Raw genomic sequence first — 21,721 nt, forward strand, 5'->3', positions numbered from 1 at the left:
AAGCCGCACCGCGCGGTTAAAGTAGCGCATTCGCGTTTTCCGACTCCGTCACCGATCGTATCGATCAAGGGGCCGTCCGCCATGTACCTCGGCATCGACCTAGGCACGTCCGAAGTAAAAGTCTTGTTGCTGTCCGCCGACGCGCGCGTGCTCGCCACCGCGGGTTCGCCGTTTCACGTGTCCCGCCCGCATCCCCGCTGGGCCGAGCAAGACCCGGCCGACTGGTGGCGCGGGACCTGCGAGGCCATCGCCAAACTACGCGCGGTCTGTCCCGATGCTTTCGCGCAGGTACGCGGTATCGGTCTCTCAGGTCAGATGCACGGCGCCGTGCTTCTCGATGCCGCCGATCGCGTTTTGCGTCCGGCCATCTTGTGGAACGACATGCGCAGCGTCGAGGAATGCGACGAACTCACGCGCCGCGCGCCCGATTTGCATACGGTCGCCGGCAACTTGGCGATGCCGGGTTTTACGGCACCCAAGCTGCTGTGGGTTGCCCGCCATGAGCCGGACGTGTTCCGCCGCACCGCCTGCGTCTTGTTGCCGAAAGACTATCTGCGCTTGCGCATGACGGGCGAGAAGGTCTCCGATCCTTCCGACGCCGCCGGCACGCTGTGGCTCGACGTCGCTCGCCGCGACTGGTCCGACTCGCTGTTGAACGCGTGCGACATGAACCGCTCTCAAATGCCGCGACTCGCCGAAGGCAGCGCGCCCTCGGGTGTGCTGCGCGCCGACATCGCGCGCGAATGGGGTTTGAGCGGGGAAGTCGTCGTAGCGGCGGGCGGCGGCGACAACGCGACGAGCGCGATCGGCATCGGCGCGACCGAGCCCGGCGACGGCTTCGTTTCCCTCGGTACGTCCGGGGTGCTCTGCGTGGTGGGCGACCGCTTTTCGCCGAATCCGGCGTCGGCCGTGCACGCATTCTGTCATGCGATTCCCGAACGCTGGCATCAGATGAGCGTCGTGCTGTCAGCGGCCAGTTGCCTGCGCTGGGTCTGCAAGCTGACCGGCACCGACGAGCCCACGCTCGTCGGGGAAGCGGCCGCCCTCGCGCCCGAGGCGCTCGAATCGGCGCCGATCTTTCTGCCGTATCTATCGGGCGAGCGGACGCCGCACAACGACCCCTACGCTCAAGGCGTGTTCTTCGGCATGACGCACGCGACCGATCGGGCCTTGCTCGGCTATGCCGTGCTCGAAGGCGTCACGCTGGCACTGACCGACGGCCTGGACGCGCTGGCGGCGGCCGGTACCGCGCCGAGCGCGCTATCGCTGCTCGGCGGCGGCGCGCGCAGCGCGTTTTGGGCTCAGTTGCTGGCCGACGCGCTTGCCACGCCCACTCGTCAACACGGCGGCGGCGAAACCGGTGCCGCGCTCGGAGCCGCCCGCCTGGGTTGGCTCGCGGCCGGCGGCGACCCGCGGCAGGTGCTCGCCAAACCGCCGGTGGTCGCGCAGTTCACACCGACCGCCGAGCGTCATGCACAATTGCGGGAGCGCCTCGGCGCATACCGCGAGCTGTACCGCCACGTGCGGCCGTTGTTCGAGCCCTCGCGCGCAAGACTCGCTTAACGCAATTTTTTGTAGCTTCACCCGCATCGGGTCTATCACCGTGTCAAAAGTCAACGAAAAGCTCGACCTGGCCACGCGCGCCGCGTGGCTCTACTACGTCGCGGGGAACACGCAAAACGAGATCGCGGAGAAGCTGCAGGTTTCGCGGCCGGTGGCTCAGCGGCTCGTTGCGTTCGCGGTCGAGAAAAATCTCGTGCGCGTGCGCATCGAGCACCGGCTTGCCGATTGCCTCTCGCTCGCCGAAGCGTTGAAAAACCGTTATGGGCTTTCGATGTGCGAGGTCGTTCCCGTCGACGACGACACGCCCGACGCCATCGACCGCAAGCTCGCCGTCGCGAGCGCTCAGGTGATGGAACGCTATCTGAGCGAAGAAAAGCCGATGATCATCTCGGTGAGCAGCGGGCGGACGCTGAAGGCGGCCGTCGATCAACTCGGGCAGATCGACCGGCCGCAGCATCGGCTGGTCTCGATGGTGGGCGCGATCGCACAAGACGGCTCGTCGAACCGGTACGACGTCGCGCTGCATATCTCGGAGAAGACGGGCGGCAAGCATTTTCTGCTTCCGGCGCCGCTCATCGCCGACAGCGAGGCCGAGCGCGCGCAGTGGGTCAATCACCGGCTCTACCGCATCGTCGAATCGTTGACGGCGCAAGCCGATGTAGCATTCGTCGGGATCGGCGACATCGGGCCGAAATGCCCGTTGCATGTGGACGGCTTTATCACCGCCGACGAAGTGGCGGATCTCACGAAGCGCGGCGCCGTGGCCGAGATGTTAGGACTGCCGATCGATGCGGACGGCAAGGGCGTCCAGTCGGCCACGGGCCGGCGCGTCACGAGCGTGCCGCTCGATTCGCCGCCCAAGCGGCCGACGATCGGCTTCGCCGGAGGCGCGCGCAAGCACGGCGCCGTGCTGGCCGTGCTCAAGGGCGGCTGGTTGTCGGGGCTCGTGACCGATGAAGCTTGCGCACGCGCGGCGCTCGAGGCCGACGAGCGCACGGCGAAGCGCGCGAAGGCTCGCGGCGCGCAAATGCCCGCTTGATATCTGCGTGATATTCGCTTGATGCTCGCCGCGCGGCGGAAATTTCACTGCTGGATTTCGGCTTCCACGAGCAGTTTCAGCAACGCGAGCGATTCCTGCCATCCGAGGTAGCACGCTTGCGCCGGAATGACTTCCGGTATCCCCTCCTGGACGACGTTCAGCTCCGTGCCGAAAGGCGTTTGCGCGAGCGAAACGGTAGTCTGCATTTCGCCCGGCAAGTTCGGATCGTCGAACTTGCCCGTATAGCGAATCCGCTCGTTCGGCACGAGTTCGAGATATTTCCCGCCGAACGCGTGCCCATCGCCCGTCGTGAAATTGGAAAACGACATCTTGTAGGTCCCGCCAACCTCGGCTTGCAGGTGATGAACGGTGCCCGTGAAGCCGTTCGGCGGCAGCCATTTCGCCAGCGCCGCCGCATCGAGAAATGCGCGGTACACGCGCTCGGGGGTGGAACGCAAAACACGGTGTAGGCGCACGGTATTCGTCGACATAAGCATCTCCAAAGCGAAGGGACGGCCCCTCCGATCCTAGACGACGAATGAGCATCCGTGAAATCGACATGCGCGGGCCAACTTGCGCGTTCACGGCGAACGCATTCCCCCAGTCCGGTTAAATCGTCGACCGGCCAGCGCGGGCGATTCGACCCGCATAGTGTGGATCTTCCGGATAGTGTTGGCCCGCGAGGCAACAAAATGCGAGCCCCAAAGAGATGAGCGAAGTGTCAGAAACGGATTGGAACCGCTTGGACAAGCTCAAAGACGAGGAAATCGATACGAACGACGTCCCGAGGCTTGGCAACGAGTTTTTCTCGCGCGCGAAGTTACATGCGCCGTCGGAACATGGTGCACACGGCGAGCGGACCGATGGCGCGCCGGCCGCGGCGCGCCACCTCGCCATCATGTTCAAGCGGCCGACAACACCTCGATGATCTTCCGGTCGTAAGCCTGCCCCTGCTCGTCGAACAGGTGGCAATGCTCCGGATCGGCGCCGAGCAGCAGCGCATCGCCGCGCTGGTGCCGCTCGAGCGGTGCGATGCGAGCGATCAAACCCTCCGGAGCCACCTGCGCTTCCGCATAAAGGTACGCGGCGTCACCGAGCGACTCGACCGTGGTCGTATGCGCAAGCACGCCATTCGCGGGCGCACCGCCTGCCGATGCGACCGGCTGCGTGTGCAGGTGCTCGGGCCGAATGCCGACCGTCACACGCGCACCGCGCTCGAGCGCGCGCGCCCCCGACGAGGACACGCCACGCGTCTCGATCGCCACGCGCTGCGTCTCCCCGGAGGCGTAGCGCACGAGGACGCCTTCGCCGTCCACCTGCTCGACGACACCGTCCAGGAAATTCATCTTCGGCGAGCCGATGAACCCCGCGACGAACCGATTGGCCGGCGCATGGTACAGACGATTGGGGCTACCCACTTGCTCGACGTTGCCGGCCGACATCACGACGATCTTATCGGCGAGCGTCATGGCTTCGACCTGATCGTGCGTGACGTAGATCATCGTCGTCTTCAACTCGTCGTGCAGGCGCGCGAATTCGAGGCGCATTTTCACGCGCAGTGCCGCATCGAGGTTCGAGAGCGGCTCGTCGAACAAAAACACCTTCGGCTTGCGCGTGATCGCCCGCCCGATCGCCACGCGCTGACGCTGGCCGCCCGAAAGCTGCTTCGGCTTGCGGTCGAGCAAATGGTCGATGTGCAAGATCTTCGCCGCGTTGCGCACGGCTTCGTCGATCTCGGGTTTCTTCGCACCGGCCAACTTCAGGCCGAACGCCATGTTGTCGTACAACGACATATGGGGGTAAAGCGCGTACGACTGAAACACCATCGCGATACCGCGCTTGGCCGGCGGCACGTCGTTCACGCGCGCGGCATCGATCAGCAACTCGCCGCCGCTGATCGCCTCGAGCCCCGCGATCATGCGCAGCAAGGTCGACTTACCGCATCCGCTCGGCCCGACGAAAACCACGAATTCGCCGTCCGCGATATCGAGGTTCACGTTGCGCAAAACCTCATGCTCCTCATACCGCTTCGCAATGCCACGCAGCGTCAAGCTTGCCATGATGCGTCTCCTTTCCCATTCATCGCCGTGCGCGCCGTTGCGGCGGCATCGGTCATCCATTGGTCGACGAGCGCGGGCAACGCACGCATGTCGTCGAATATTTGTTTGGCACCCGCTTGGACGAGCGCTTCGGCGTGGGCGCGGCCGCCGTGCTCGGCATGCGTGCCGCCCGCGAAACCGAGTACGGCCATGCCCGCCGCGGTCGCGGCCGCGACGCCCGCCACACTGTCTTCCACGACGACGCACGCAACGCTCGGCACACCGAGCGCATCCGCCGCCGCGATGTAGATGTCGGGCGCGGGCTTAGGCCTCGGCACGCGATCCGCGCAAAACACGCGCGAACCGAAGAAGCGGTCCAGCCCGGTGCGCGCGAGCACCGCGGCGACATATGCCGTGTAGCTGTTGCTCGCGCACGCCTTGGTCAGCGCGATCTGCGCGAGCGCCGCCTCGACGCCCGCCATCATGGGCGCTTGCTGCGCCGCCGCTTCGACGCTGCGCCGTATCGCATCCATTTCCACCGGTGCGAGTGTTTCGTTCAGCGCTGCGGCGCTCTCTTCGAGCACGCGCTCGATGCGCAGGCCGAGCAGCGGCATGACGACCGGTTCCACGTCGGCATGCGGCCAACGCGCCTGCAGCTCGCTGACGAGCATCTTGGCGGCCACGGCCTCGCTGTCGATCAGCACGCCGTCGCAATCGCAGATCAGCACGCGGTCGCGCCGCATCTCGTTTGCCCCGATCGTGGATGCCGTCATTTGACGGCCCCGAACGTGAGACCGCGCACGAGCTGCTTTTGCGACAGCCAGCCCACGATCAGAATCGGCGCGACGGCGAGCAGCGACGCCGCCGACAGCTTCGCCCAGAACAATCCCTCGGGGCTCGAGTACGAGGCAATGAACACGGTCAGCGGCGCCGCGTTCGAACTCGACAAATTGATGCTCCAGAACGCTTCGTTCCAAGACAGGATCACGAGCAACAGCGCCGTGGAAGCGAGCCCCGGCAGCGCCATCGGCATCAAGAGGTAGACGATCTCCTGCCAGGTCGCCGCGCCGTCGATCCGGCCGGCTTCCAGGATGTCGCGCGGAATCTCGTTGAAGTAGGTGAAGGCCATCCAAACGGCGATCGGCAGGTTCATCAGCGTGTAGACGATGACGAGACCCGACACCGTATCGAGCAAGCCCACGTTCTTCCACAACAAATAGATCGGCACGAGCACGCCCACCGACGGCATCATCTTCGTCGAGAGCATCCACAGCAGCAGGCTTTGCGTGCGGCGCGAAGGAAAGAACGCCATCGCGTAGGCGGCGGGCACGGCCAGCAGCAGGCACAGTATCGTCACACCGGCCGATATCAGCACCGAGTTGCGCGCGAACAGGAAGTAATCGCTGCGCGCGAACACTTCGCGGAAGCTATCGAGCGTCGGCGTGAAAATCAGCGCCATCGAGTACGCGTCGCGCTCAGTCTTGAACGCCGTGATCGTCATCCAGAAGATCGGAAAGAACAGCGCGAGCGCGATCAGCCAAGCAAGCACCGCGGGCAAGGCGCGCTTGACGGCGTCGAGCCCGGGCAGCGGCGCGCGCGGCGCCGGTACGGTCGGATGGCTCATGCTTCGTACTCCCCTTTCAGATTCTTCGCGAGCATGCGCACGAGGAAGAACGCGACGATGTTCGCGAGCACGACGGCGAGAATGCCGCCGGCGGATGCGAGACCGACGTCGAACTGTTGCAACCCGAGCGCATAGATGAGGTACGAGAGGATCGTCGTCGCATTGCCCGGTCCGCCCGAAGTCGTCGTGTAGATCTCGGCGAAGATCGACAGCAAGAAGATCGTCTCCATCATTACGACGACGGAAATCGCGCGACGCAAATGCGGCAGCGTGATGTAGAAGAACATCGCGAGCGGTCCTGCGCCGTCGATGCGCGCCGCTTCCTTTTGCTCCTCGTCGAGCGATTGAATCGCCGTGAACAAAATGAGGAAAGCGAACGGCAGCCACTGCCAAGCAACGATGACGACGATGGCGAACAGCGGATAGGTGGAAAACCAGTCGATGGGCTGCATGCCGAACCAACGCATCACGGCAGCCACGACGCCGTACACGGGGTGCAGCATCATGTTCTTCCAGATCAGCGCGCTGACCGTGGGCATGACGAAGAACGGGCCGATCGCGAGCAGCCGCGCGATGCCTTGGCCGGGAAACTTGCGGTCGAACAGTACCGCCATCAGGATGCCGCCGACGACCGTAATGACGAGCACGGAGCCGATCAGTTCCAGCGTATGGAAGATCGACGGCAGAAACGACGGATCGGTGACGAGATAGCGATAGTTATCGAGTCCCGCGAAACCCTTGGCGTCGGGATTGAGCAGGTTGTAGCGCGAGAACGAATACCAGATCGTCATGGCGAGCGGTATCGTCATCCACAAGACGAGCACGGCAACCGAGGGGGCGGCGAGCAATCGCGTCGAGCCCGCTCGCCGCTCGGGCGTGGGCAGCGCGCCTTGCTCCGCGGCGTGCGAGAGCGGCATATGAAGATGTCCCATTGTTTCGGACTCCTGTTCGGTCTGACGCCGTCCGCGCGGAACGGCGTCGAGAACGGGCCGCGAGGGACGGCCCGCTGGCGGGCGATGCGCGCGGGCGCACCGCCTGCCGGCTTACGTCACTTCTGGTAGCCGGCTTCGCGCACCGCGCGATCCGCGGTGGCATTGCCTGCCGCGAGGGCCTGATCCACCGTCATTTGACCGGCGAGCGCACCCGAAATGCTTTGGCCGACCACGGTTCCGAACGATTGGAACTCGGGGATGCCGACGAACTGCACACCCGTGTAAGGAACCGGCTTGGCCGTCGGGTGATTCGGATCGGCCGTGCGGATCGCGTTCAGCACGAACTCGCCGAACGGCGCGGCCTGGACATAGGCCGGCGTGTTATACGTCGATTCGCGCGTGCCCGGCGGCACCGAGGCCCAGCCCTCGTCCTTCGCGACGAGCTTGATGTAGTCCTTGCTCGTGGCCCATTCCACGAACTTCTTGGCATCGTCCTGCTGCTTCGAGGTCTTCGGAATAGCCAGCGACCAAGCCCACAGCCAGTGCGAACCGTTCGGCGTGACTTCGGTCGGCGCCGCCGCGAAACCGATCTTATCGGCCACCTGCGACTGACTCTTGTTATAGAGCATGCCGGCCGCGACCGTCGCGTCGATCCACATCGCGCACTTGCCCGAGGACATCAGCGTCAGGTTTTCGTTGAAGCCGTTCGAGCTCGCACCCGGGGGGCCGTCTTTCTTCAACAGGTCGACGTAGAAGGTGACGGCCTTCTTCCATTCCGGCGACGTGAGCTGAGCATGCCACTTCTCGTCGAACCAGCGGCCGCCGAACGTATTGACGACCGTCGTGAGGTACGCCATGTTCTCGCCCCAGCCCGCCTTGCCGCGCAAGCAGATGCCGTAGGTGCCGTTCGCTTTGTCGGTCAGCTTGTCCGCGAATTGCGCGATCTGGTCGTAGGTCGGCTTCGGCGGCATCGTCAGCCCCTTCGCCGCGAATAGATCCTTGCGGTAAAAGGTCATCGAGCTTTCCGCGTAGAACGGCAGCGCGTAGAGCGTGCCGTTGTAGGAAAGGCTGTCGCGAACCGTCTTGATGACGTCGTTCTCGTCGTAGCTGGCGGGCAGCCCAGTCATCGGCGTGAGCCAGCCGCGCTTGCCCCACTGCGGCGCTTCATATGCGCCGATCATCATGACGTCGAATTGGCCGCTCTTCGTGGTGATGTCGGTCGTCGCGCGCTGACGCAGCACGTTCTCCTCCAACACGACCCAGTTCAGCTTGATCGTCGGATTGCTCTTTTCGAAGTCCGACGACAGCTTCTTCATCTCGATCATGTCGGGATTGTTCACCACCGCGACCGTGATCGTCGCGGCGGACACAGGCAGCGCCGCCACCGCGCCGAGCGCCAGGGCGCCCGCGGCGAGCGCGCGCCGTGTGAATCGAGCATTGCGTTGCATCACTTGTCTCCTTCAGTCTTGTACGTTGTGGTGGAAATGCACGTGCGCTTCGGGGAGAAGCACGGTTCGTACTCAGCTCAGCCGGCCGGCGCGGCGCCTTGTCCGCTCATGCGGTTTCGCGTCCTTCGCCGAGCGATCGCCCGTCGATAGAGCAATTGTTCATTCCGTGGTCGAATGATCGGATACACGTGGGGGCCTGTCAAGGCGGCCCCGGGATTTTCGATGGTGCGCTGCGAAAGAGTGCGTTGGCCGTTCGGCGTATTGCGGGTTTGAGCTAAACTAACGAAACTTAGTCCACCTCAACAACGCCCTATGGAAATCGTGAACATCCACGAAGCAAAAACGCACCTGTCGCGGCTCGTCGATCGGGCCGCGCTCGGCGAAGCGTTCATCATCGCAAAAGCGGGCAAGCCGCTCGTGAAGGTCGTCCCGCTCGATGCGCCCAGCGGGGCGCAACGCCGTCGGCTCGGATTTCTGGCGGGAGAAATCGCCGTCCCGGAAGACTTCGACCGCATGGCAGCCGGCGACATCGAACACCTGTTCGGGGGTGCCGATACGTGAAGCTATTGCTCGATACCCATGTGCTGCTGTGGGCGGCCGCTCAGCCGGAGCGGCTCTCGAGTTCGGCACGCGCCCTCATCGAGGACGAAGAGAACACGCTGCTCTTCAGCGCGGCGAGTCTGTGGGAGGTGACGATCAAAAGCGATTTGGGGCGAGACGATTTCCGCGTCGATCCCCGGCTGCTGCGCCGCGCGCTCGTCGACAACGGCTATCTCGAACTGCCCGTCACCCACCGCCACGTGCTCGCGCTCAAAGGGCTTGAGGCATTGCACCGCGATCCGTTCGATCGCATGCTGATCGCGCAGTCGTCGTCCGAGGGCGTTCCGCTCGTCACGGCCGATCCGCTGGTCGCGCAATACGCCGGGCTGGTGAAGCAGATTTGAACGATGAGGTCAGAAGCGCTCGCCCAGCATGTCGTCCACGAGCGGAACGGCGGCAAGGGCCACCAATACGGTGGCAAGCGGCACGGTGGAAACGAAGCCCATGTGTTTGAATCCGATCGCGCCCGCCAGGCCGCCGCAAAAGAACGACGCTAGCAGCGACGCGAGCAGCGCCAGGCGCTGACGGTCGGCTCGAACGAAGTGCGTCCCCCGCATCGCATCGCCGGCCAGCCCGTTCCAATAGAACAGTTTGCCGAGCTCGATACCGATGTCGGTGACGAGCCCCGTCACGTGAGTCGTACGAATCTCCGCCTTCGAGATCTTCGTGATCATCGCGTTTTGCAGGCCCATCACGAAGCACAGCAGCGCAACCGTGGCCGGCACGAACAGCAAGCGATGGTCCTTGAGGTTCGAGCCGAGAAAGCCGAAGACGAGAAGCAACGCTGCCTCGAGCATCAACGGCATCGCATACAAACTGCGTCGCGAATGCCGCTTCCCCCAATTGATCATGACCGCCGACGTGGCGGCGCCGCACAAGAACGACACGAGCGAGGCCAGTCCTCCGGCCGCGAGGCCGAGTTCGCCGAGGGCCAGATAATCGGCCATCGAGGAAACGATCCCGGACATATGCGACGTGTATTGGCCCACAGCCAGAAAGCCGCCGGCATTGGCGGCGCCGGCGACGAATGCGAGCGAACGCCCGAGGCGCCGATTGGCTTCGTCCGTGCGCTCGGGATTGGTGAACGCGCGAAGGTAATGGATAGGCATATCGGCTCACTCGCAGCAGGGCGCGCGCGCAACCTGTCGGTAGACCGCTTACTCCGCAAGCCGCCTTTGCGCACGCTCGTTCGATCGTACCACGACCGCCGGCCGCCCCCTTACGCTAGATCAAAGCCCGTGCGTGATGGGCGATGTGATCCTCGATGAAGGTTTCGATGAAGTAGTAGCCGTGGTCGTACCCTTCATGCCGACGCATCGTCAACGGTTGGCCTGCCTCGAGGCACGCGCGCTCGAAGACGTCGGGGTGCAATTGTTCGATCCGAAATTTATCGGCCAGCCCTTGATCGACCAGAATGCCTGCCGGAAAGCGCGGCTGCTGCGCACCCTTCACGAGTTCGCTCGCATCGTATTGGGTCCATGCCTTCGGGTCGTCCCCCAAATAGCCCGTGAACGCCTTCTTGCCCCAAGGGCATCGCGTAGGCGCCGCGATCGGCGCAAAGGCGGAGACCGAGCGATAGATATCGGGGTTGCGCAGCGCCAGAACGAGCGCGCCATGCCCACCCATCGAATGGCCGAATATGCCGAGCCGCGCACCGTCGATAGGGAGTTGCGAAATCACCGTCTCGCGCAGCTCGTCCCGCACGTATGAGTACATCCGGTAGTGACGCGACCAAGGCTCGCGCGTGGCATCGACGTAAAAGCCCGCGCCGGCCCCGAAATCCCAATCGTCGGTCTCACCCGCGATATTCGCTCCGCGCGGGCTCGTATCGGGGGACACCAGCGCGATACCGTGCTTCGCGGCGAAGCGCTGGGCGCCTGCTTTGATCGGAAACGTCTCTTCCGTCGCCGTCAGCCCCGCAAGGTAAAAGAGCGCGGGAACACGGGCGTGCTGCGCATGCGGCGGCAGATAGACCGAGAAGCGCATCGGCAGTCCGATCGTCTTCGATTCGTGGCGATAGATGCTTTGCGTGCCGCCGTGGGCGAGGTGGGTCTCGATCGATTCGAGCATCGGGCGTCTCCGGTTCGATGGGTCATATCGCTTGCGCGATACACATCATAACGGCCACGTGGCGCGCTGCGCGCTCGACCAGGCAGGCACGGGCGCGACGCCCCGTCCGGCGCCGCCGCCAGTGGCTCGGGAGGGCGTCGCCCATATCGGCCCGGAAAAGGATGGAATAGGTCGTGGCGTCTTGTGCCCCCACCGCCATCCGCCTACTGTTGAGCCACCCAATACAAAGAGACTATGGAGCGAGACACATGCAATCGAACACGGTTCATCCGTGCGACGAGCAGTTGCCGTTCGGACGGCTGCTTACGCTTGGCATTCAGCACGTTTTGGTCATGTACGCCGGCGCGGTGGCCGTGCCCCTCATCGTCGGCGGCGCGTTGAAGCTGCCGAAAGATCAAATCGCCTTCCTCATCAGCGCCGACTTGTTCTCGTGCGGCATCGCCACGCTGATCCAAACGCTCGGGCTGTGGATCTTCGGTATCCGCCTGCCGGTCATCATGGGCTGCACGTTCGCCGCCGTCGGACCGATGGTCGCCATCGGCACGAACCCGCAACTGGGTATCCTCGATATCTTCGGCTCGACCATCGCGGCGGGCGCCATCGGTATCGTGCTCGCGCCGATGATCGGGCGCTTATTGCGCTTTTTTCCGACGGTCGTCGTCGGCACCGTCATCTCGGTCATCGGTCTTTCGCTGATGGAAGTGGGCATTAACTGGGCCGCGGGCGGCGTGGGCAATCCCGACTACGGCGATCCCCTCTTTCTCGGTTTATCGCTGCTCGTGCTCGCCGCGATCTTGCTCATCAATAAGTTCTGCCGCGGCTTCATCGCCAACATTTCCGTGCTGATCGGCATCGTCGCGGGATTCGCGATCGCGGCCGTCACGGGTCACGTTTCGTTCGACGGCGTGCGCGCGGCACCTTGGGTCGGTATCGTCGCTCCATTTCATTTCGGACTGCCGCATTTCGATCCGCTCGCCATCGCCACGATGGTCACGGTCATGTTCGTAACGTTCATCGAATCGACCGGAATGTTTCTGGCCGTGGGCGATATGGTCGGCCGTCCGGTCGATCGCGCGACGCTCGTGCGCGGCTTGCGCGTGGATGGGCTCGGCACGCTCGTGGGCGGCATCTTCAATTCGTTCCCCCACACGTCCTTCTCGCAAAACGTCGGGCTCATCGGCGTGACCGGCGTGAAGAGCCGTTTCGTCTGCGCAACGGGCGGCCTGATCCTCGTCGTACTGGGGCTCTTCCCGAAGATGGCTCAGGTCGTCGCCTCGGTGCCGCCGTTCGTACTCGGCGGCGCGGGCATCGTCATGTTCGGGATGGTGGCCGCGAACGGCATCAAGGCGTTGTCGCGCGTCGATTTTTCGACGAACCCGCACAATCTGTTCATCGTCGCCGTCAGCGTCGGCCTGGGGCTCGTGCCCGTCGTCTCGCCGACGTTCTTCGGACGATTGCCGCATGCGCTCTCGCCGCTGCTGCACAGCGGGATCTTGCTGGCCTCCGCATCGGCCGTCCTGCTCAACGTCGTGTTCAACGGGGTCTCGACCGCAAGCGCGCAGGAAAATGAAAGCGAAACGGAAAGCTTGTACGTGGAGCGGAACGACGATCATGCGCCGACGCGACTCGAGCGGCGTGCCGTCGACCTGCATTAACTGAAGATCGCTTAAGGCCGCCGTCATATCGCGGCGGTCTTCGCGCTTCTTTAGTTAGCAGAACTGACTATCGTTTACACCTAACGATTCTAGTCATACGATTGCCGCCGCGCGGCGGCGCACACGCGCGAGGCCCTTATCCTAAAAGGGTCGAAGGTCGTTCCTCGATCGCCATCTATTAATTCATACGATTCGTTTGGACGCCGAAAATTCACGTCTCCTACGAACGAGCCTAAACCCGCGCAAACGATTGCCGTAAACAAATTCGGGAGCCTGCGTTTCCCACCCCCGTTGCGAAAGTGGTCCACTCTGACCCTTCGTCTCTTATTAAGGAGTCCTAATAATGTTGCGTTTTCTACGGTTCCTTTCGCGCGACGAGCGCGGCGTCAGCGCGCTGGAATATTCAGTTTTGGCCGGCATCGTAGTCGTGGCCGTTGCCGCGGCCGGTTTGATCTTCGGCGGCGCCACGGGTCTGCCGGCGCTGTTCAGCAACATGATCACGCACGTGACGAGCGTTCAGACGAACGGTCATTGATGAGTGGCGGCTGAACTCGTTCGGCGGTGCCGCCGAACGAGTCGTCCCGCCGGCGCTGGCGTTAGTAGATCGAAAGGCACACCAATATGTTCTCGGTCCATGCTCTCGCTTGCGCGCTCTTGGCCACGTTAGCTGTCTCCGACTTAACCCGGCGGCGGTTACCCAACGCGATCGTCGCGGCATTCGCGGTCCTCTATTTCGCCCAAGCGTGGATCGCCGGGGTGAATCGCCTCGGCCTCGAAACCCATGTTGCGATGGGCCTCGCGGCGTTCGTGCTCGCTTGTGTCCTATTTCATTTCGGATGGCTTGGCGGCGGCGACGCCAAGCTGTTCGGCGCCGTGTTTCTTTGGAGCGGCCCCGCTTTCGCGACGACCGTCTTTTTCGTCGTTTCGTTGATCGGATTGATGCTCGGCCTGGCGCAGATGGCCATCGGCCGGATGCAGCGCAATCGCGCTCGCGCCCCCACCCTTGGATGGCTCGCCCCCGCACGCGGCGTGCCGTACGGTGTTGCGCTCGCCGTAGGCGGCGTGGCGGCGGTATGGCTGCCACTCGTGCATGCCCACGTCGTATCGCCGCCGCACATTGCGGCCTGGTCGCTTTCGATCTCTGTGCGGCTCACATAACGGAACGCCGTCGTCATGCAAAACATTCTTAAACTCGCCGGCCTCATCATCGTCGCCGCAATCGGCGCGGTGGTGTTGCGCGCGCTGTACGTCGCCGCCTCGCGTCCGGCTCCGCCCAAACCGGCGCCGACGGTGCAGATTCGGGCCGCCGCGGCCGATCTGCCCGACGGTCTGCTGTTGCGCGACAGCGACCTCGTCTGGAAGAGCGTCCCGCGCGCGGATGTCCCGGCCGGCGCACTCGTCGAAGGGCAACCCGCCGGCGCTGACCTCAAAGGCGATCTGCTGCGCCATGCGGTGCATGCGGGCACACCGCTCGGCCAGGCCGACGTCATTTCTCCGAGTTCGCCCGGCTTTCTCGCCGCGGCGCTCAAGCCCGGCATGCGCGCGATCTCGGTTGCGATCGACGATGTGTCGGGCAATGCGGGCCTCATCGAACCGGGCGATTACGTCGACGTGCTGTTGACCCAGCAAATCGCGACCGCATCCGGCGCGCCGAGCAACCCGGACCGCACGGTCGAGACGGAGACGGTCGCCGAACGCGTGCGCGTACTGGCGGTCGGTTCGGCGTTCAAGCGCCCGAAGGACGACGATACGCAAAAGAGCGCGGCCAACACCCGCGCACGCACCGTCACGTTCGAAGTCACGCCGCGCAGCGCCGAGGTCGTGACGGTGGCGGCTCATCTCGGGTCGCTCTCGCTTGCGCTGCGCAGCTTCGCGACGCGCGACCGCCACGAACCGCAGACCGAGGACGTCATCGAGCCGCAATCGGCACCGGTCTGGGCCCGCGACGTTTCGCGCGGCTTGCGCGCGATGGCCGCGGCTGCGCCGAGCGCACCTCGCGGGGTCGCATCGCATATGAGTTCGAGCGCGCGCCCCGTCGTGGTCTATCGCGGATCGAAGCAAAGCGACTCGGGCGGCAGCGATTTCTCGGGTCTGCCGGGCGGCGGCGCCGGCCTCATGCCGCCGCTGCCCTCCGGCACGCCGCCCGCCTCGCCCGGCTCGATGCCGCCCCCAGCGCCGAGCGCTCATCCCGCAGCTTAGGATTCGTCAACGATGTTCGGTCTCACTCGCTCCCCATCGCGCCTTCGTCGCGGCGCATCGATGCGCTCCTTAGCGCTCGTCGCCATGCTCGCCTGCGCGGCCTCCTGGCTCGCGCTCTCGGCATCGCTCGCGCACGCAGCCGGCACTGCCGACGGCATCCTTCACGTGCCCGCGGGCGGCGGCGAACTCGTCCAACTTCCGGCGCCGGCGGTGGCCGTGTTCGTGGCCGATCCCGACGTAGCCGACGTGCATGTGCCGAACGCGCGCAGCGTGTTCGTCCTCGGCAAGAAGGCCGGCACGACGACGCTGTTCGCGCTCGGCGCCGACAACCGCCCGATACTTCGCAAGACCATCGACGTCTCGATGGATACCGCCGCGATCCAGCGGCTGCTCGACGCGCGCTTCCCGCAATGGCGGCTCACGGTCACGAGCGCGCCCGGTTCGTTGATGGTGAGCGGGCATGTGCCGAGCGCCGCCGATGCCGACGCCGTCGCGCAAACGTTGAAACCCTATCTGCATGGCGAGGAAGCGCTCGTCAATCGGCTCACGTTGGCGCAACCGATTCAAGTGCACCTGCGCGTACGCATCACCGAAGTGGATCGCAACATCACGCAGCAGCTCGGCATCAACTGGAGCGCGCTCGGCTCGCGCGGCAACTTCGTCGGGGGCCTGTTCAACGGCGGCAATACGACGCTCACTCCCACCTCGAAGCTGTTCACCTTGCCGGCCACGAGCGCCTTTTCCATCCTCGGCGGCTTTCGCGTGGGCGCCACCGCGATCGACGGCGTGCTCGAGGCGCTCGATCAGGAAGGGTTGATCACGATGCTGGCCGAGCCCAACCTCACGGCGATGTCCGGTCAAACCGCGAGCTTCCTCGCCGGCGGCGAGTTTCCGATCCCAGTCGCGCAAGACACGACCGGCGCGATCACGATCGAATTCAAGCCTTACGGCGTCTCGCTCGATTTCACGCCGACGGTACTCGCGAACAACCGCATTAGTCTCAAGGTGCGGCCCGAGGTCAGCGAAATCGATCCGAGCAACAGCGTCACGACCGGCTCCATCAAGGTGCCCGCCCTCACGGTGCGGCGCGTGGAGACGACCGTCGAGCTCTCGAGCGGCCAGAGCTTCGCGATCGGCGGCCTGCTGCAAAGCAACAGCAGCGATGTGCTGTCCGAGTTGCCGGGCCTGAGCCGTCTGCCCGTGCTCGGCAAATTGTTCTCGTCGAAGAACTATCTCAACAACAAGTCGGAAGTCGTCGTCATCGTGACGCCTTACATCGTGCAGCCGGTCGGCCCGGGCCAAACGCACGACGCACTCGATAGCGTCACCCATCCGAGCAGCGACGTCGAATTCGCGCTGCAGCGCTCGCTCGGTCTCGATCCGCTCAGCGGCGATGCGCCGCGGCTCGTCGGCGCCGCCGGCTTCGTCTATTGAACGGAGAACGTCATGCGCAATCGCTCAGTTCCACGAATCGTCTGCGCGGCGCTCGCCGCAACGCTCGGCATGGCGCTCTCGGGCTGCATGTCGCAACATCCGCCGCTCGGCATGCCCGACGACTCCGTCATCGGTTTTAGCGCGGCGAACGGCGGCCAAGCCATTCCCCCGCAATGCGAACGGCTCAATCAGCCGTCGCACATGATCGATGCGGGTCGAGGCCGCCCCGGCGTCGAATTCGGCTGTGCCACCTATTCGAATCTGGCCGCCATGCTCGTCAGACCCGCCGATCTCGTCGCCCCGCTTCCTTATGCCGGCGCCGATGCGGCGCTCGGCGCCAGTGCCGTGCGCGCGTATGAGGAAGGCCGCACGCAGCCGCTGCGCTCGACCTCGACGACGCGCTCGGTCACCCATTGAGTTTCACCGAGAACCACTAAGGACGCCACGCCATGGGTGCCTTCGATTTCCGCTCCAACACCCGCCGCGCGCAGCCGCTCGCGACCGATCGCATCATCGCCGTCCTGGCCGATGCGAGCAGCGAGGAAGTCGCTAAGAATCTGATGCTCGATCAGGGCATCGCCAACGCTTATGTCACGCGCGGCACGATCGCCGATGCGATCGAACTCATGCGCGGCCTGCCCCATTCGCCACGGCATTTGCTCGTCGATGTCTCGGGCTCGGCCATGCCTGTATCGGATCTCATGCGGCTCGCCGAGGTCGTCGATCCGTCGGTCAGCGTCGTCGTCGTGGGCGATCGCAACGACGTGGGCTTGTTCCGCTCGTTGCTGCGCATGGGCGTGCAGGACTATCTCGTCAAGCCGCTCACCGTCGAGCTCGTACAACGCGCATTGAGCGCCGCCGATCCCGCCACCTCGGTGCGGGCCGGCAAAGCGATCGGTTTCATCGGCGCCCGCGGCGGCGTGGGCGTCACGACGATCGCCTCCGCGCTCGCACGCCATCTCGCCGACAAGACGCGCCGCCGTATCGCCTACGTCGATCTGGATCTGCACGGAGGCGCGGCGGCCTCGATGCTCGGCATCGCGATGAACAACGGTCTCGCCGAATTGCTGCAAAACACGCAGCGGCTCGACCATCAGCTCATTCATCAAACCGTCGTGGCGCAAAGCGATCGTCTGTTCGTACTCGGCGCCGAGTTGCCCTACGACCAGCCGCTCACGCTGCGCCCGGGCACCGTCGGCGAACTCGTCGCGGCGCTCAAACGCCATTTCCATTACGTGGTGCTCGATTTGCCGCAGCGGGCCGGCGCATGGGTGGAGGAAACGCTCGACGCCTGCGAGACGATTCACGTCGTATCCGACCGCTCCGTGCATGCCGCGCGCGAAACCGCGCGGCTATGCCGTTTCGCCGAAGGGCGACCGGCGAACGCCGCCGTCTCGGTGTTGCTGAACAATGCGCAGCAGCCCGTTCGGGGACGCGTGGCGCCGGCCGATTTCGTTCACGCGCTCGGCCGCGCGTCGGTGCACGAGTTTCCCTACGAGCCGCAGACGCTCGCCCTCGCGGAAAATCTCGGCGAGGCCATTGCCGAGGGCAAGCACTCCGGCTTCCAGCGCGCCGTGGTGGCGCTCGCCGACTCCATCACCGGCTCGGATGCGCCGGCCGTCGCGGCGCGCGTGCCTTGGTACGCGCGGTTGGTGCCGAAGCGGAGTGCCGCGTGATGTTCGGACGCCGGAGCCATCCATCGGAAATCGCGTCGCCGCAAAGCGTTGCGGTTCAAGCGCAGGCCGAGAGCAAGCACATCGACGCGCGCGTGGAAGAACGCGTGGCCGAAGCCGCGCCCGTGGCCGCGGTCGCTCGGCAGCGGGACACGAGTGCGCCCATACCGCTCGCCGCTGCGCCGCAAGAAGCGCGCGCAGCGCAGCCGGTACCGTCCCTGCCCGCCGACCGTCACGAAGCATTGATCCGCTCCGATACGTTCAAGACGATTCGCACCGCCGTGTTCGCCTCGATGAACATGTCGGCCGCACTGATGATGTCGCGCGCGCAAGTACGCGAAGGCATCGAGCAGATCGCCACGGAAACGATCGCACGGGAACGCTTGACGATCACGCTCGCGGAGCAAGCGCTCGTGGTGGACGAGATGCTCAACGACATGTTCGGCGTCGGTCCGATCGAGCCGCTGCTCGCCGACGAAAAGGTCACCGACATTCTCGTCAACGGTCCCGACCAGGTGTACGTCGAGCGAGCCGGCCGGCTCGAACTGACGCCGCTGAAGTTTCGCGACAACGCACACGTCGTCAACGTCGCGCAGCGCATCGCGGCTGCCGTCGGCAGGCGTGTGGACGAGAGCAGCCCACTCGTGGACGCCCGCCTCGCCGACGGCAGCCGCGTGAACGTCGTGTTGCCGCCGATCGCCCTGCGCGGCGCGTCGATTTCGATCCGCAAGTTCGCCAAGCGCAACATCACGCTCGCGCGTATGGCGCAGCAGGGCAACATCTCGCCCGCGATGGTGGAAGTGCTGCGCATCGCGAGCGCCTGCCGCCTGAACATCGTGATCTCGGGCGGCACAGGGTCGGGCAAAACGACGCTGCTCAACGCGCTGTCGAACTTCATCGACCCGCACGAGCGCATCGTGACGATCGAAGACGCAGCCGAACTGCAATTGCAGCAGCCTCACGTCGTCAGCTTGGAAACGCGCCCTGAAAATAGTGAAGGACTCGGCGGCATCTCGCAGCGCGACCTCGTGCGCAATGCGCTGCGGATGCGTCCCGACCGCATCATCCTGGGCGAGACGCGCGGCACCGAAGCGTTCGACGTCTTGCAGGCGATGAATACGGGCCACGACGGGTCGATGACGACGATCCACGCGAACACCCCGCGCGATGCGATCACGCGGCTCGAAAGCATGGTCATGATGGCCAACGGCAACCTGCCGCTGATCTCCATCCGCCGCCAGATCGCGAGCGCCGTGCACATGATCTTGCAAATCGAACGCATGCGCGATGGGATGCGCCGCGTCACGCGCGTGACCGAAATCTCGGGCATGGAAGGCGACATCGTCATCACCCAGGATCTATTCGCCTTTCGGTTCAACGCGAGCGGCTACGAGGAGCAGGTGCGCGGCGCGTTCGAATCGTCGTCGCTGCGCCCGGCGTTCGCGCAGCGCGCAGCGTACTACGGCCTCGAAGAACAATTGATCGGAGCGATGCAATCGTGAGACCCGCGGATGTCGTCGCCGCCGGCGCATTCTTCGCGATCGTCATCTTGGGATTGATCGCGCGTTCGCTGCGCGAAATGCTGCGGCGCCGGCCCGCGCCGCGCATCGCACACCGCATGGGTGCCCTACGCGAGGCACATGCCACGAACCGGACGTCGCCAAGCGCGAAGCCGTCGCATCAACTCGTGAGCCTCGAGCGCCATTCGGAAGACGAACTCGCGATCCAAGCGTGGCTGCGCGCGAAGCGCCAGCGCATCGAAACGCTGGCTGGGCGCGCGGGCGTGCGCGCGATCGTCGTCGTCGCGTTGCTCGCGAGCGCCATCGCGTTCGGGGCGGCGTCCCTCGCGGCCTTGCCGCTGTGGATGCGCTTGTGTGCGAGCATCGTGGCCGCCCTCATCGCCGTGCGCTCGGTATACCTCGTCATCATCGCCCGCTTCAAGCAGCGCTTCTTAGCCGTGTTCCCCGACGCGCTCGATCTCATCATCCGCGCCGTGCGAGCGGGCATCCCCGCCGTGCAGGCGATTTGCACGGCCGGTGTGGAGAGCGAAGAGCCCGTGCGCTCGACGTTTCGCACGATGGGCGATGCGTTGCTCGTGGGGGCCGACGTCAAGGAAGTGCTCGAGCAGGCCGCGCAGCGGCTGCAATTGGCCGACTTCTCGTTTTTCGCCGTGTGTCTCGTGTTGCAACGCGAAACGGGCGGCAACCTCGCCGAGACTTTGGAAAACCTCGCCACGATCGTGCGCAGCCGGCGCGACATACGCGCGAAGACGAAGGCGCTGACGGCCGAAGGACGCATCTCGAGCAAGATCATTTCGGGCGTGCCGTTCTTCATCATGGGGTTTCTTTATATCGTCAACCGGCCGTACGTTTCGTTGCTGTTCACCACGCGTGCCGGGCACAAGATGCTCACGCTGGCCGCGGTACTGCTCACGATCGGACTCGTGCTGATCCGCAAGATCGCCAACTTGGATACCTCGCGATGAAGCTGACGGACGTTTGGATGAACCTGTGGCTCGTGGCCCTGCTCGCCGTGGTCACGCTGGTGCTCGTGCTGCGCGGCACGAGCGTGCGCTCGCGCATCGCACAGCGCATGCGGCACGGTGTGGCGCGCGCGAGCGCCGCACCGGGGCGCAACATGCCTCAGCAGCTCGCCCATCGCGTGGCGACGCTCGGCGAGCGCATGCCGATTCTCGATGCGGCCGAGCGCGGCAAGCTCGCGGCGCGTTTAGCCAGCGCGGGTTTTCGCGATGCCCGCGCCGTCTCGATCCTCGCAGGCCTGAAGCTCGTGTGCGGTGCGTGTCTCGCGTTGGGTGCGATCGTGCTCGCGCCGCACATTCCGCGCATCGGCGGCTACTTCGTGCTGCGCCTCTTGATGATGGCGGCGGCGTTCGTCGTCGGCATGATGCTACCGGAGCTTGCGCTCGACACGGCGATCAAGCGCCGGCAGCGCGCGATCGCCGGGGCGCTGCCCGACGCACTCGATCTGCTCGTGATTTGCACGAACGCGGGCAACAGCCTCGTCGTCGCGATCAAACGAGTCGCCAGCGAATTGAGCACGATCTGCCCAGCGCTCGCGGACGAGTTTTCGCTCACCGCCGACGAGTTGCAAATCGGCGGCGACAGCGCGCGTGCGCTGAACGCGATGGCCGCGCGCATCGGCTTGACGTCCATGCGCGCGCTCGTCACCACGCTCGTGCAATCGCAACAGTACGGCACGCCCATCACGCAATCGCTGCGCATGCTCTCGCGCACGGAACGCGCCATGCAAATCGTCGCATTGGAAGAAAAAGCCGCGAAGCTCGCGCCGAAGATGACACTGCCGATGATGCTTTTCATCATGCCCACCGTCGCGTTGATCGCGGCGGGGCCCGCCATCATTCGATTGATCGCGGTGTTTCATCAGCACTAGCCACACCTGAAGATCGTTAGAACCGTGGGAGGTA

At 64.8% G+C, this 21,721-nt stretch carries 23 protein-coding genes; 15 read left to right on the forward strand and 8 right to left on the reverse strand.

All coding sequences use genetic code 11. The annotated features are described in order from the left end of the window. Nucleotides 1-81: 81 nt before the first annotated feature. A complete protein-coding gene (gene xylB / locus C0Z18_RS20160) occupies nt 82-1,563 on the forward strand; it encodes a xylulokinase (RefSeq protein ID WP_102647290.1) in 1,482 nt (493 codons plus the stop codon). 40 nt (nt 1,564-1,603) lie between these two features. Continuing rightward, a complete protein-coding gene (locus C0Z18_RS20165; protein ID WP_102647201.1) occupies nt 1,604-2,602 on the forward strand; it encodes a sugar-binding transcriptional regulator in 999 nt (332 codons plus the stop codon). Nucleotides 2,603-2,646: 44 nt separating this feature from the next. On the opposite strand, the gene C0Z18_RS20170 is transcribed toward C0Z18_RS20165, so the two are convergent. Beyond that, nucleotides 2,647-3,093, reverse strand: coding sequence for an SRPBCC family protein (locus tag C0Z18_RS20170; RefSeq protein ID WP_102647202.1), 447 nt, complete (start codon nt 3,091-3,093; stop codon nt 2,647-2,649). A gap of 218 nt (nt 3,094-3,311) precedes the next feature. On the opposite strand from C0Z18_RS20170, the gene C0Z18_RS20175 reads away from it, so the two are divergent. Then, nucleotides 3,312-3,530, forward strand: a complete 219-nt coding sequence (locus C0Z18_RS20175) for a hypothetical protein (protein ID WP_102647203.1) — start codon at nt 3,312-3,314, stop codon at nt 3,528-3,530. Here C0Z18_RS20175 and C0Z18_RS20180 read toward each other — a convergent pair. From C0Z18_RS20180 to C0Z18_RS20200, 5 genes are all read right to left on the reverse strand, one after another. Continuing rightward, entirely contained in the window at nt 3,505-4,662 is a 1,158-nt protein-coding gene (locus C0Z18_RS20180) for an ABC transporter ATP-binding protein (protein ID WP_102647204.1), read from the reverse strand. The genes C0Z18_RS20175 and C0Z18_RS20180 overlap by 26 nt on opposite strands. After that, the gene (locus C0Z18_RS20185; protein ID WP_233217402.1) at nt 4,650-5,414 is read right to left on the reverse strand and encodes an HAD family hydrolase; all 765 of its coding nucleotides are present in this window, start codon (nt 5,412-5,414) and stop codon (nt 4,650-4,652) included. Before C0Z18_RS20185 ends, C0Z18_RS20180 begins: the two co-directional genes overlap by 13 nt. Continuing rightward, complete coding sequence (locus C0Z18_RS20190; RefSeq protein ID WP_102647205.1) at nt 5,411-6,265, reverse strand: carbohydrate ABC transporter permease; 855 nt, start codon at nt 6,263-6,265, stop codon at nt 5,411-5,413. The genes C0Z18_RS20185 and C0Z18_RS20190 overlap by 4 nt, the downstream gene beginning before the upstream one ends. Continuing rightward, nucleotides 6,262-7,197, reverse strand: a complete 936-nt coding sequence (locus C0Z18_RS20195) for a carbohydrate ABC transporter permease (protein ID WP_102647206.1) — start codon at nt 7,195-7,197, stop codon at nt 6,262-6,264. The genes C0Z18_RS20190 and C0Z18_RS20195 overlap by 4 nt, the downstream gene beginning before the upstream one ends. A 116-nt stretch (nt 7,198-7,313) precedes the next feature. Beyond that, nucleotides 7,314-8,645: an ABC transporter substrate-binding protein gene (locus tag C0Z18_RS20200; protein ID WP_102647207.1), complete on the reverse strand. Its 1,332-nt coding sequence runs from the start codon at nt 8,643-8,645 to the stop codon at nt 7,314-7,316. 312 nt (nt 8,646-8,957) lie between these two features. On the opposite strand from C0Z18_RS20200, the gene C0Z18_RS20205 reads away from it, so the two are divergent. Together C0Z18_RS20205 and C0Z18_RS20210 are read left to right on the forward strand one after the other, a co-directional pair. Then, nucleotides 8,958-9,206: a type II toxin-antitoxin system Phd/YefM family antitoxin gene (locus C0Z18_RS20205; RefSeq protein ID WP_102647208.1), complete on the forward strand. Its 249-nt coding sequence runs from the start codon at nt 8,958-8,960 to the stop codon at nt 9,204-9,206. After that, the gene (locus C0Z18_RS20210) at nt 9,203-9,589 is read left to right on the forward strand and encodes a type II toxin-antitoxin system VapC family toxin (protein ID WP_102647209.1); all 387 of its coding nucleotides are present in this window, start codon (nt 9,203-9,205) and stop codon (nt 9,587-9,589) included. Before C0Z18_RS20205 ends, C0Z18_RS20210 begins: the two co-directional genes overlap by 4 nt. A gap of 9 nt (nt 9,590-9,598) precedes the next feature. Here C0Z18_RS20210 and C0Z18_RS20215 read toward each other — a convergent pair whose 3' ends face one another. Together C0Z18_RS20215 and fghA are read right to left on the reverse strand one after the other, a co-directional pair. After that, a complete protein-coding gene (locus C0Z18_RS20215; protein WP_102647210.1) occupies nt 9,599-10,354 on the reverse strand; it encodes a YoaK family protein in 756 nt (251 codons plus the stop codon). Between the two features lie 115 nt (nt 10,355-10,469). After that, the gene (gene fghA, locus C0Z18_RS20220; RefSeq protein ID WP_102647211.1) at nt 10,470-11,315 is read right to left on the reverse strand and encodes an S-formylglutathione hydrolase; all 846 of its coding nucleotides are present in this window, start codon (nt 11,313-11,315) and stop codon (nt 10,470-10,472) included. A 248-nt stretch (nt 11,316-11,563) separates the two neighbouring features. Here fghA and C0Z18_RS20225 point away from each other — a divergent pair, with 248 nt between their 5' ends. From C0Z18_RS20225 to C0Z18_RS20270, 10 genes are all read left to right on the forward strand, one after another. Further along, nucleotides 11,564-12,970 carry a nucleobase:cation symporter-2 family protein gene (locus tag C0Z18_RS20225; RefSeq protein ID WP_102647212.1) on the forward strand — a complete coding sequence of 469 codons (1,407 nt, stop codon included), beginning with the start codon at nt 11,564-11,566 and terminating at the stop codon, nt 12,968-12,970. 343 nt (nt 12,971-13,313) lie between these two features. Continuing rightward, on the forward strand, nt 13,314-13,505 hold the full coding sequence (locus C0Z18_RS20230; RefSeq protein WP_102647213.1) for a Flp family type IVb pilin: 192 nt from the start codon (nt 13,314-13,316) through the stop codon (nt 13,503-13,505). 86 nt (nt 13,506-13,591) lie between these two features. Beyond that, nucleotides 13,592-14,128: an A24 family peptidase gene (locus C0Z18_RS20235; protein ID WP_102647214.1), complete on the forward strand. Its 537-nt coding sequence runs from the start codon at nt 13,592-13,594 to the stop codon at nt 14,126-14,128. 15 nt (nt 14,129-14,143) lie between these two features. Beyond that, nucleotides 14,144-15,169, forward strand: coding sequence for a Flp pilus assembly protein CpaB (gene cpaB, locus C0Z18_RS20240; protein WP_102647215.1), 1,026 nt, complete (start codon nt 14,144-14,146; stop codon nt 15,167-15,169). A 60-nt stretch (nt 15,170-15,229) separates the two neighbouring features. Then, the gene (locus tag C0Z18_RS20245; RefSeq protein WP_233217403.1) at nt 15,230-16,603 is read left to right on the forward strand and encodes a type II and III secretion system protein family protein; all 1,374 of its coding nucleotides are present in this window, start codon (nt 15,230-15,232) and stop codon (nt 16,601-16,603) included. 12 nt (nt 16,604-16,615) lie between these two features. Next, entirely contained in the window at nt 16,616-17,020 is a 405-nt protein-coding gene (locus C0Z18_RS20250; RefSeq protein WP_102647217.1) for a CpaD family pilus assembly lipoprotein, read from the forward strand. Nucleotides 17,021-17,052: 32 nt separating this feature from the next. Continuing rightward, nucleotides 17,053-18,279 carry an AAA family ATPase gene (locus tag C0Z18_RS20255; RefSeq protein WP_102647218.1) on the forward strand — a complete coding sequence of 409 codons (1,227 nt, stop codon included), beginning with the start codon at nt 17,053-17,055 and terminating at the stop codon, nt 18,277-18,279. Continuing rightward, nucleotides 18,279-19,778: a CpaF family protein gene (locus C0Z18_RS20260; RefSeq protein WP_233217404.1), complete on the forward strand. Its 1,500-nt coding sequence runs from the start codon at nt 18,279-18,281 to the stop codon at nt 19,776-19,778. The genes C0Z18_RS20255 and C0Z18_RS20260 overlap by 1 nt, the downstream gene beginning before the upstream one ends. Next, nucleotides 19,775-20,761 (forward strand): type II secretion system F family protein, encoded by a 987-nt coding sequence (locus C0Z18_RS20265; RefSeq protein WP_102647219.1) that lies wholly within the window; start codon nt 19,775-19,777, stop codon nt 20,759-20,761. The genes C0Z18_RS20260 and C0Z18_RS20265 overlap by 4 nt, the downstream gene beginning before the upstream one ends. Then, nucleotides 20,758-21,687: a type II secretion system F family protein gene (locus C0Z18_RS20270; RefSeq protein WP_102647220.1), complete on the forward strand. Its 930-nt coding sequence runs from the start codon at nt 20,758-20,760 to the stop codon at nt 21,685-21,687. The genes C0Z18_RS20265 and C0Z18_RS20270 overlap by 4 nt, the downstream gene beginning before the upstream one ends. Nucleotides 21,688-21,721 lie beyond the last annotated feature (34 nt).

The organism is Trinickia dabaoshanensis, assembly GCF_002879885.1.
Taxonomy (GTDB): domain Bacteria; phylum Pseudomonadota; class Gammaproteobacteria; order Burkholderiales; family Burkholderiaceae; genus Trinickia; species Trinickia dabaoshanensis.

Excerpts from the sequence above, each read along its gene's own strand:
- C0Z18_RS20195 (WP_102647206.1), bottom strand. The coding sequence starts at position 7,197 with ATGGGACATCTTCATATGCCGCTCTCGCACGCCGCGGAGCAAGGCGCG.
- C0Z18_RS20270 (WP_102647220.1), top strand. The coding sequence starts at position 20,758 with ATGAAGCTGACGGACGTTTGGATGAACCTGTGGCTCGTGGCCCTGCTC.
- C0Z18_RS20245 (WP_233217403.1), top strand. The coding sequence starts at position 15,230 with ATGCGCTCCTTAGCGCTCGTCGCCATGCTCGCCTGCGCGGCCTCCTGG.
- C0Z18_RS20180 (WP_102647204.1), bottom strand. The coding sequence starts at position 4,662 with ATGGCAAGCTTGACGCTGCGTGGCATTGCGAAGCGGTATGAGGAGCAT.
- C0Z18_RS20215 (WP_102647210.1), bottom strand. The coding sequence starts at position 10,354 with ATGCCTATCCATTACCTTCGCGCGTTCACCAATCCCGAGCGCACGGAC.
- C0Z18_RS20175 (WP_102647203.1), top strand. The coding sequence starts at position 3,312 with ATGAGCGAAGTGTCAGAAACGGATTGGAACCGCTTGGACAAGCTCAAA.
- C0Z18_RS20260 (WP_233217404.1), top strand. The coding sequence starts at position 18,279 with ATGTTCGGACGCCGGAGCCATCCATCGGAAATCGCGTCGCCGCAAAGC.
- C0Z18_RS20225 (WP_102647212.1), top strand. The coding sequence starts at position 11,564 with ATGCAATCGAACACGGTTCATCCGTGCGACGAGCAGTTGCCGTTCGGA.
- C0Z18_RS20230 (WP_102647213.1), top strand. The coding sequence starts at position 13,314 with ATGTTGCGTTTTCTACGGTTCCTTTCGCGCGACGAGCGCGGCGTCAGC.
- cpaB (WP_102647215.1), top strand. The coding sequence starts at position 14,144 with ATGCAAAACATTCTTAAACTCGCCGGCCTCATCATCGTCGCCGCAATC.
- C0Z18_RS20200 (WP_102647207.1), bottom strand. The coding sequence starts at position 8,645 with ATGCAACGCAATGCTCGATTCACACGGCGCGCGCTCGCCGCGGGCGCC.
- xylB (WP_102647290.1), top strand. The coding sequence starts at position 82 with ATGTACCTCGGCATCGACCTAGGCACGTCCGAAGTAAAAGTCTTGTTG.
- C0Z18_RS20170 (WP_102647202.1), bottom strand. The coding sequence starts at position 3,093 with ATGTCGACGAATACCGTGCGCCTACACCGTGTTTTGCGTTCCACCCCC.
- fghA (WP_102647211.1), bottom strand. The coding sequence starts at position 11,315 with ATGCTCGAATCGATCGAGACCCACCTCGCCCACGGCGGCACGCAAAGC.
- C0Z18_RS20250 (WP_102647217.1), top strand. The coding sequence starts at position 16,616 with ATGCGCAATCGCTCAGTTCCACGAATCGTCTGCGCGGCGCTCGCCGCA.
- C0Z18_RS20255 (WP_102647218.1), top strand. The coding sequence starts at position 17,053 with ATGGGTGCCTTCGATTTCCGCTCCAACACCCGCCGCGCGCAGCCGCTC.
- C0Z18_RS20190 (WP_102647205.1), bottom strand. The coding sequence starts at position 6,265 with ATGAGCCATCCGACCGTACCGGCGCCGCGCGCGCCGCTGCCCGGGCTC.
- C0Z18_RS20235 (WP_102647214.1), top strand. The coding sequence starts at position 13,592 with ATGTTCTCGGTCCATGCTCTCGCTTGCGCGCTCTTGGCCACGTTAGCT.
- C0Z18_RS20185 (WP_233217402.1), bottom strand. The coding sequence starts at position 5,414 with ATGACGGCATCCACGATCGGGGCAAACGAGATGCGGCGCGACCGCGTG.
- C0Z18_RS20205 (WP_102647208.1), top strand. The coding sequence starts at position 8,958 with ATGGAAATCGTGAACATCCACGAAGCAAAAACGCACCTGTCGCGGCTC.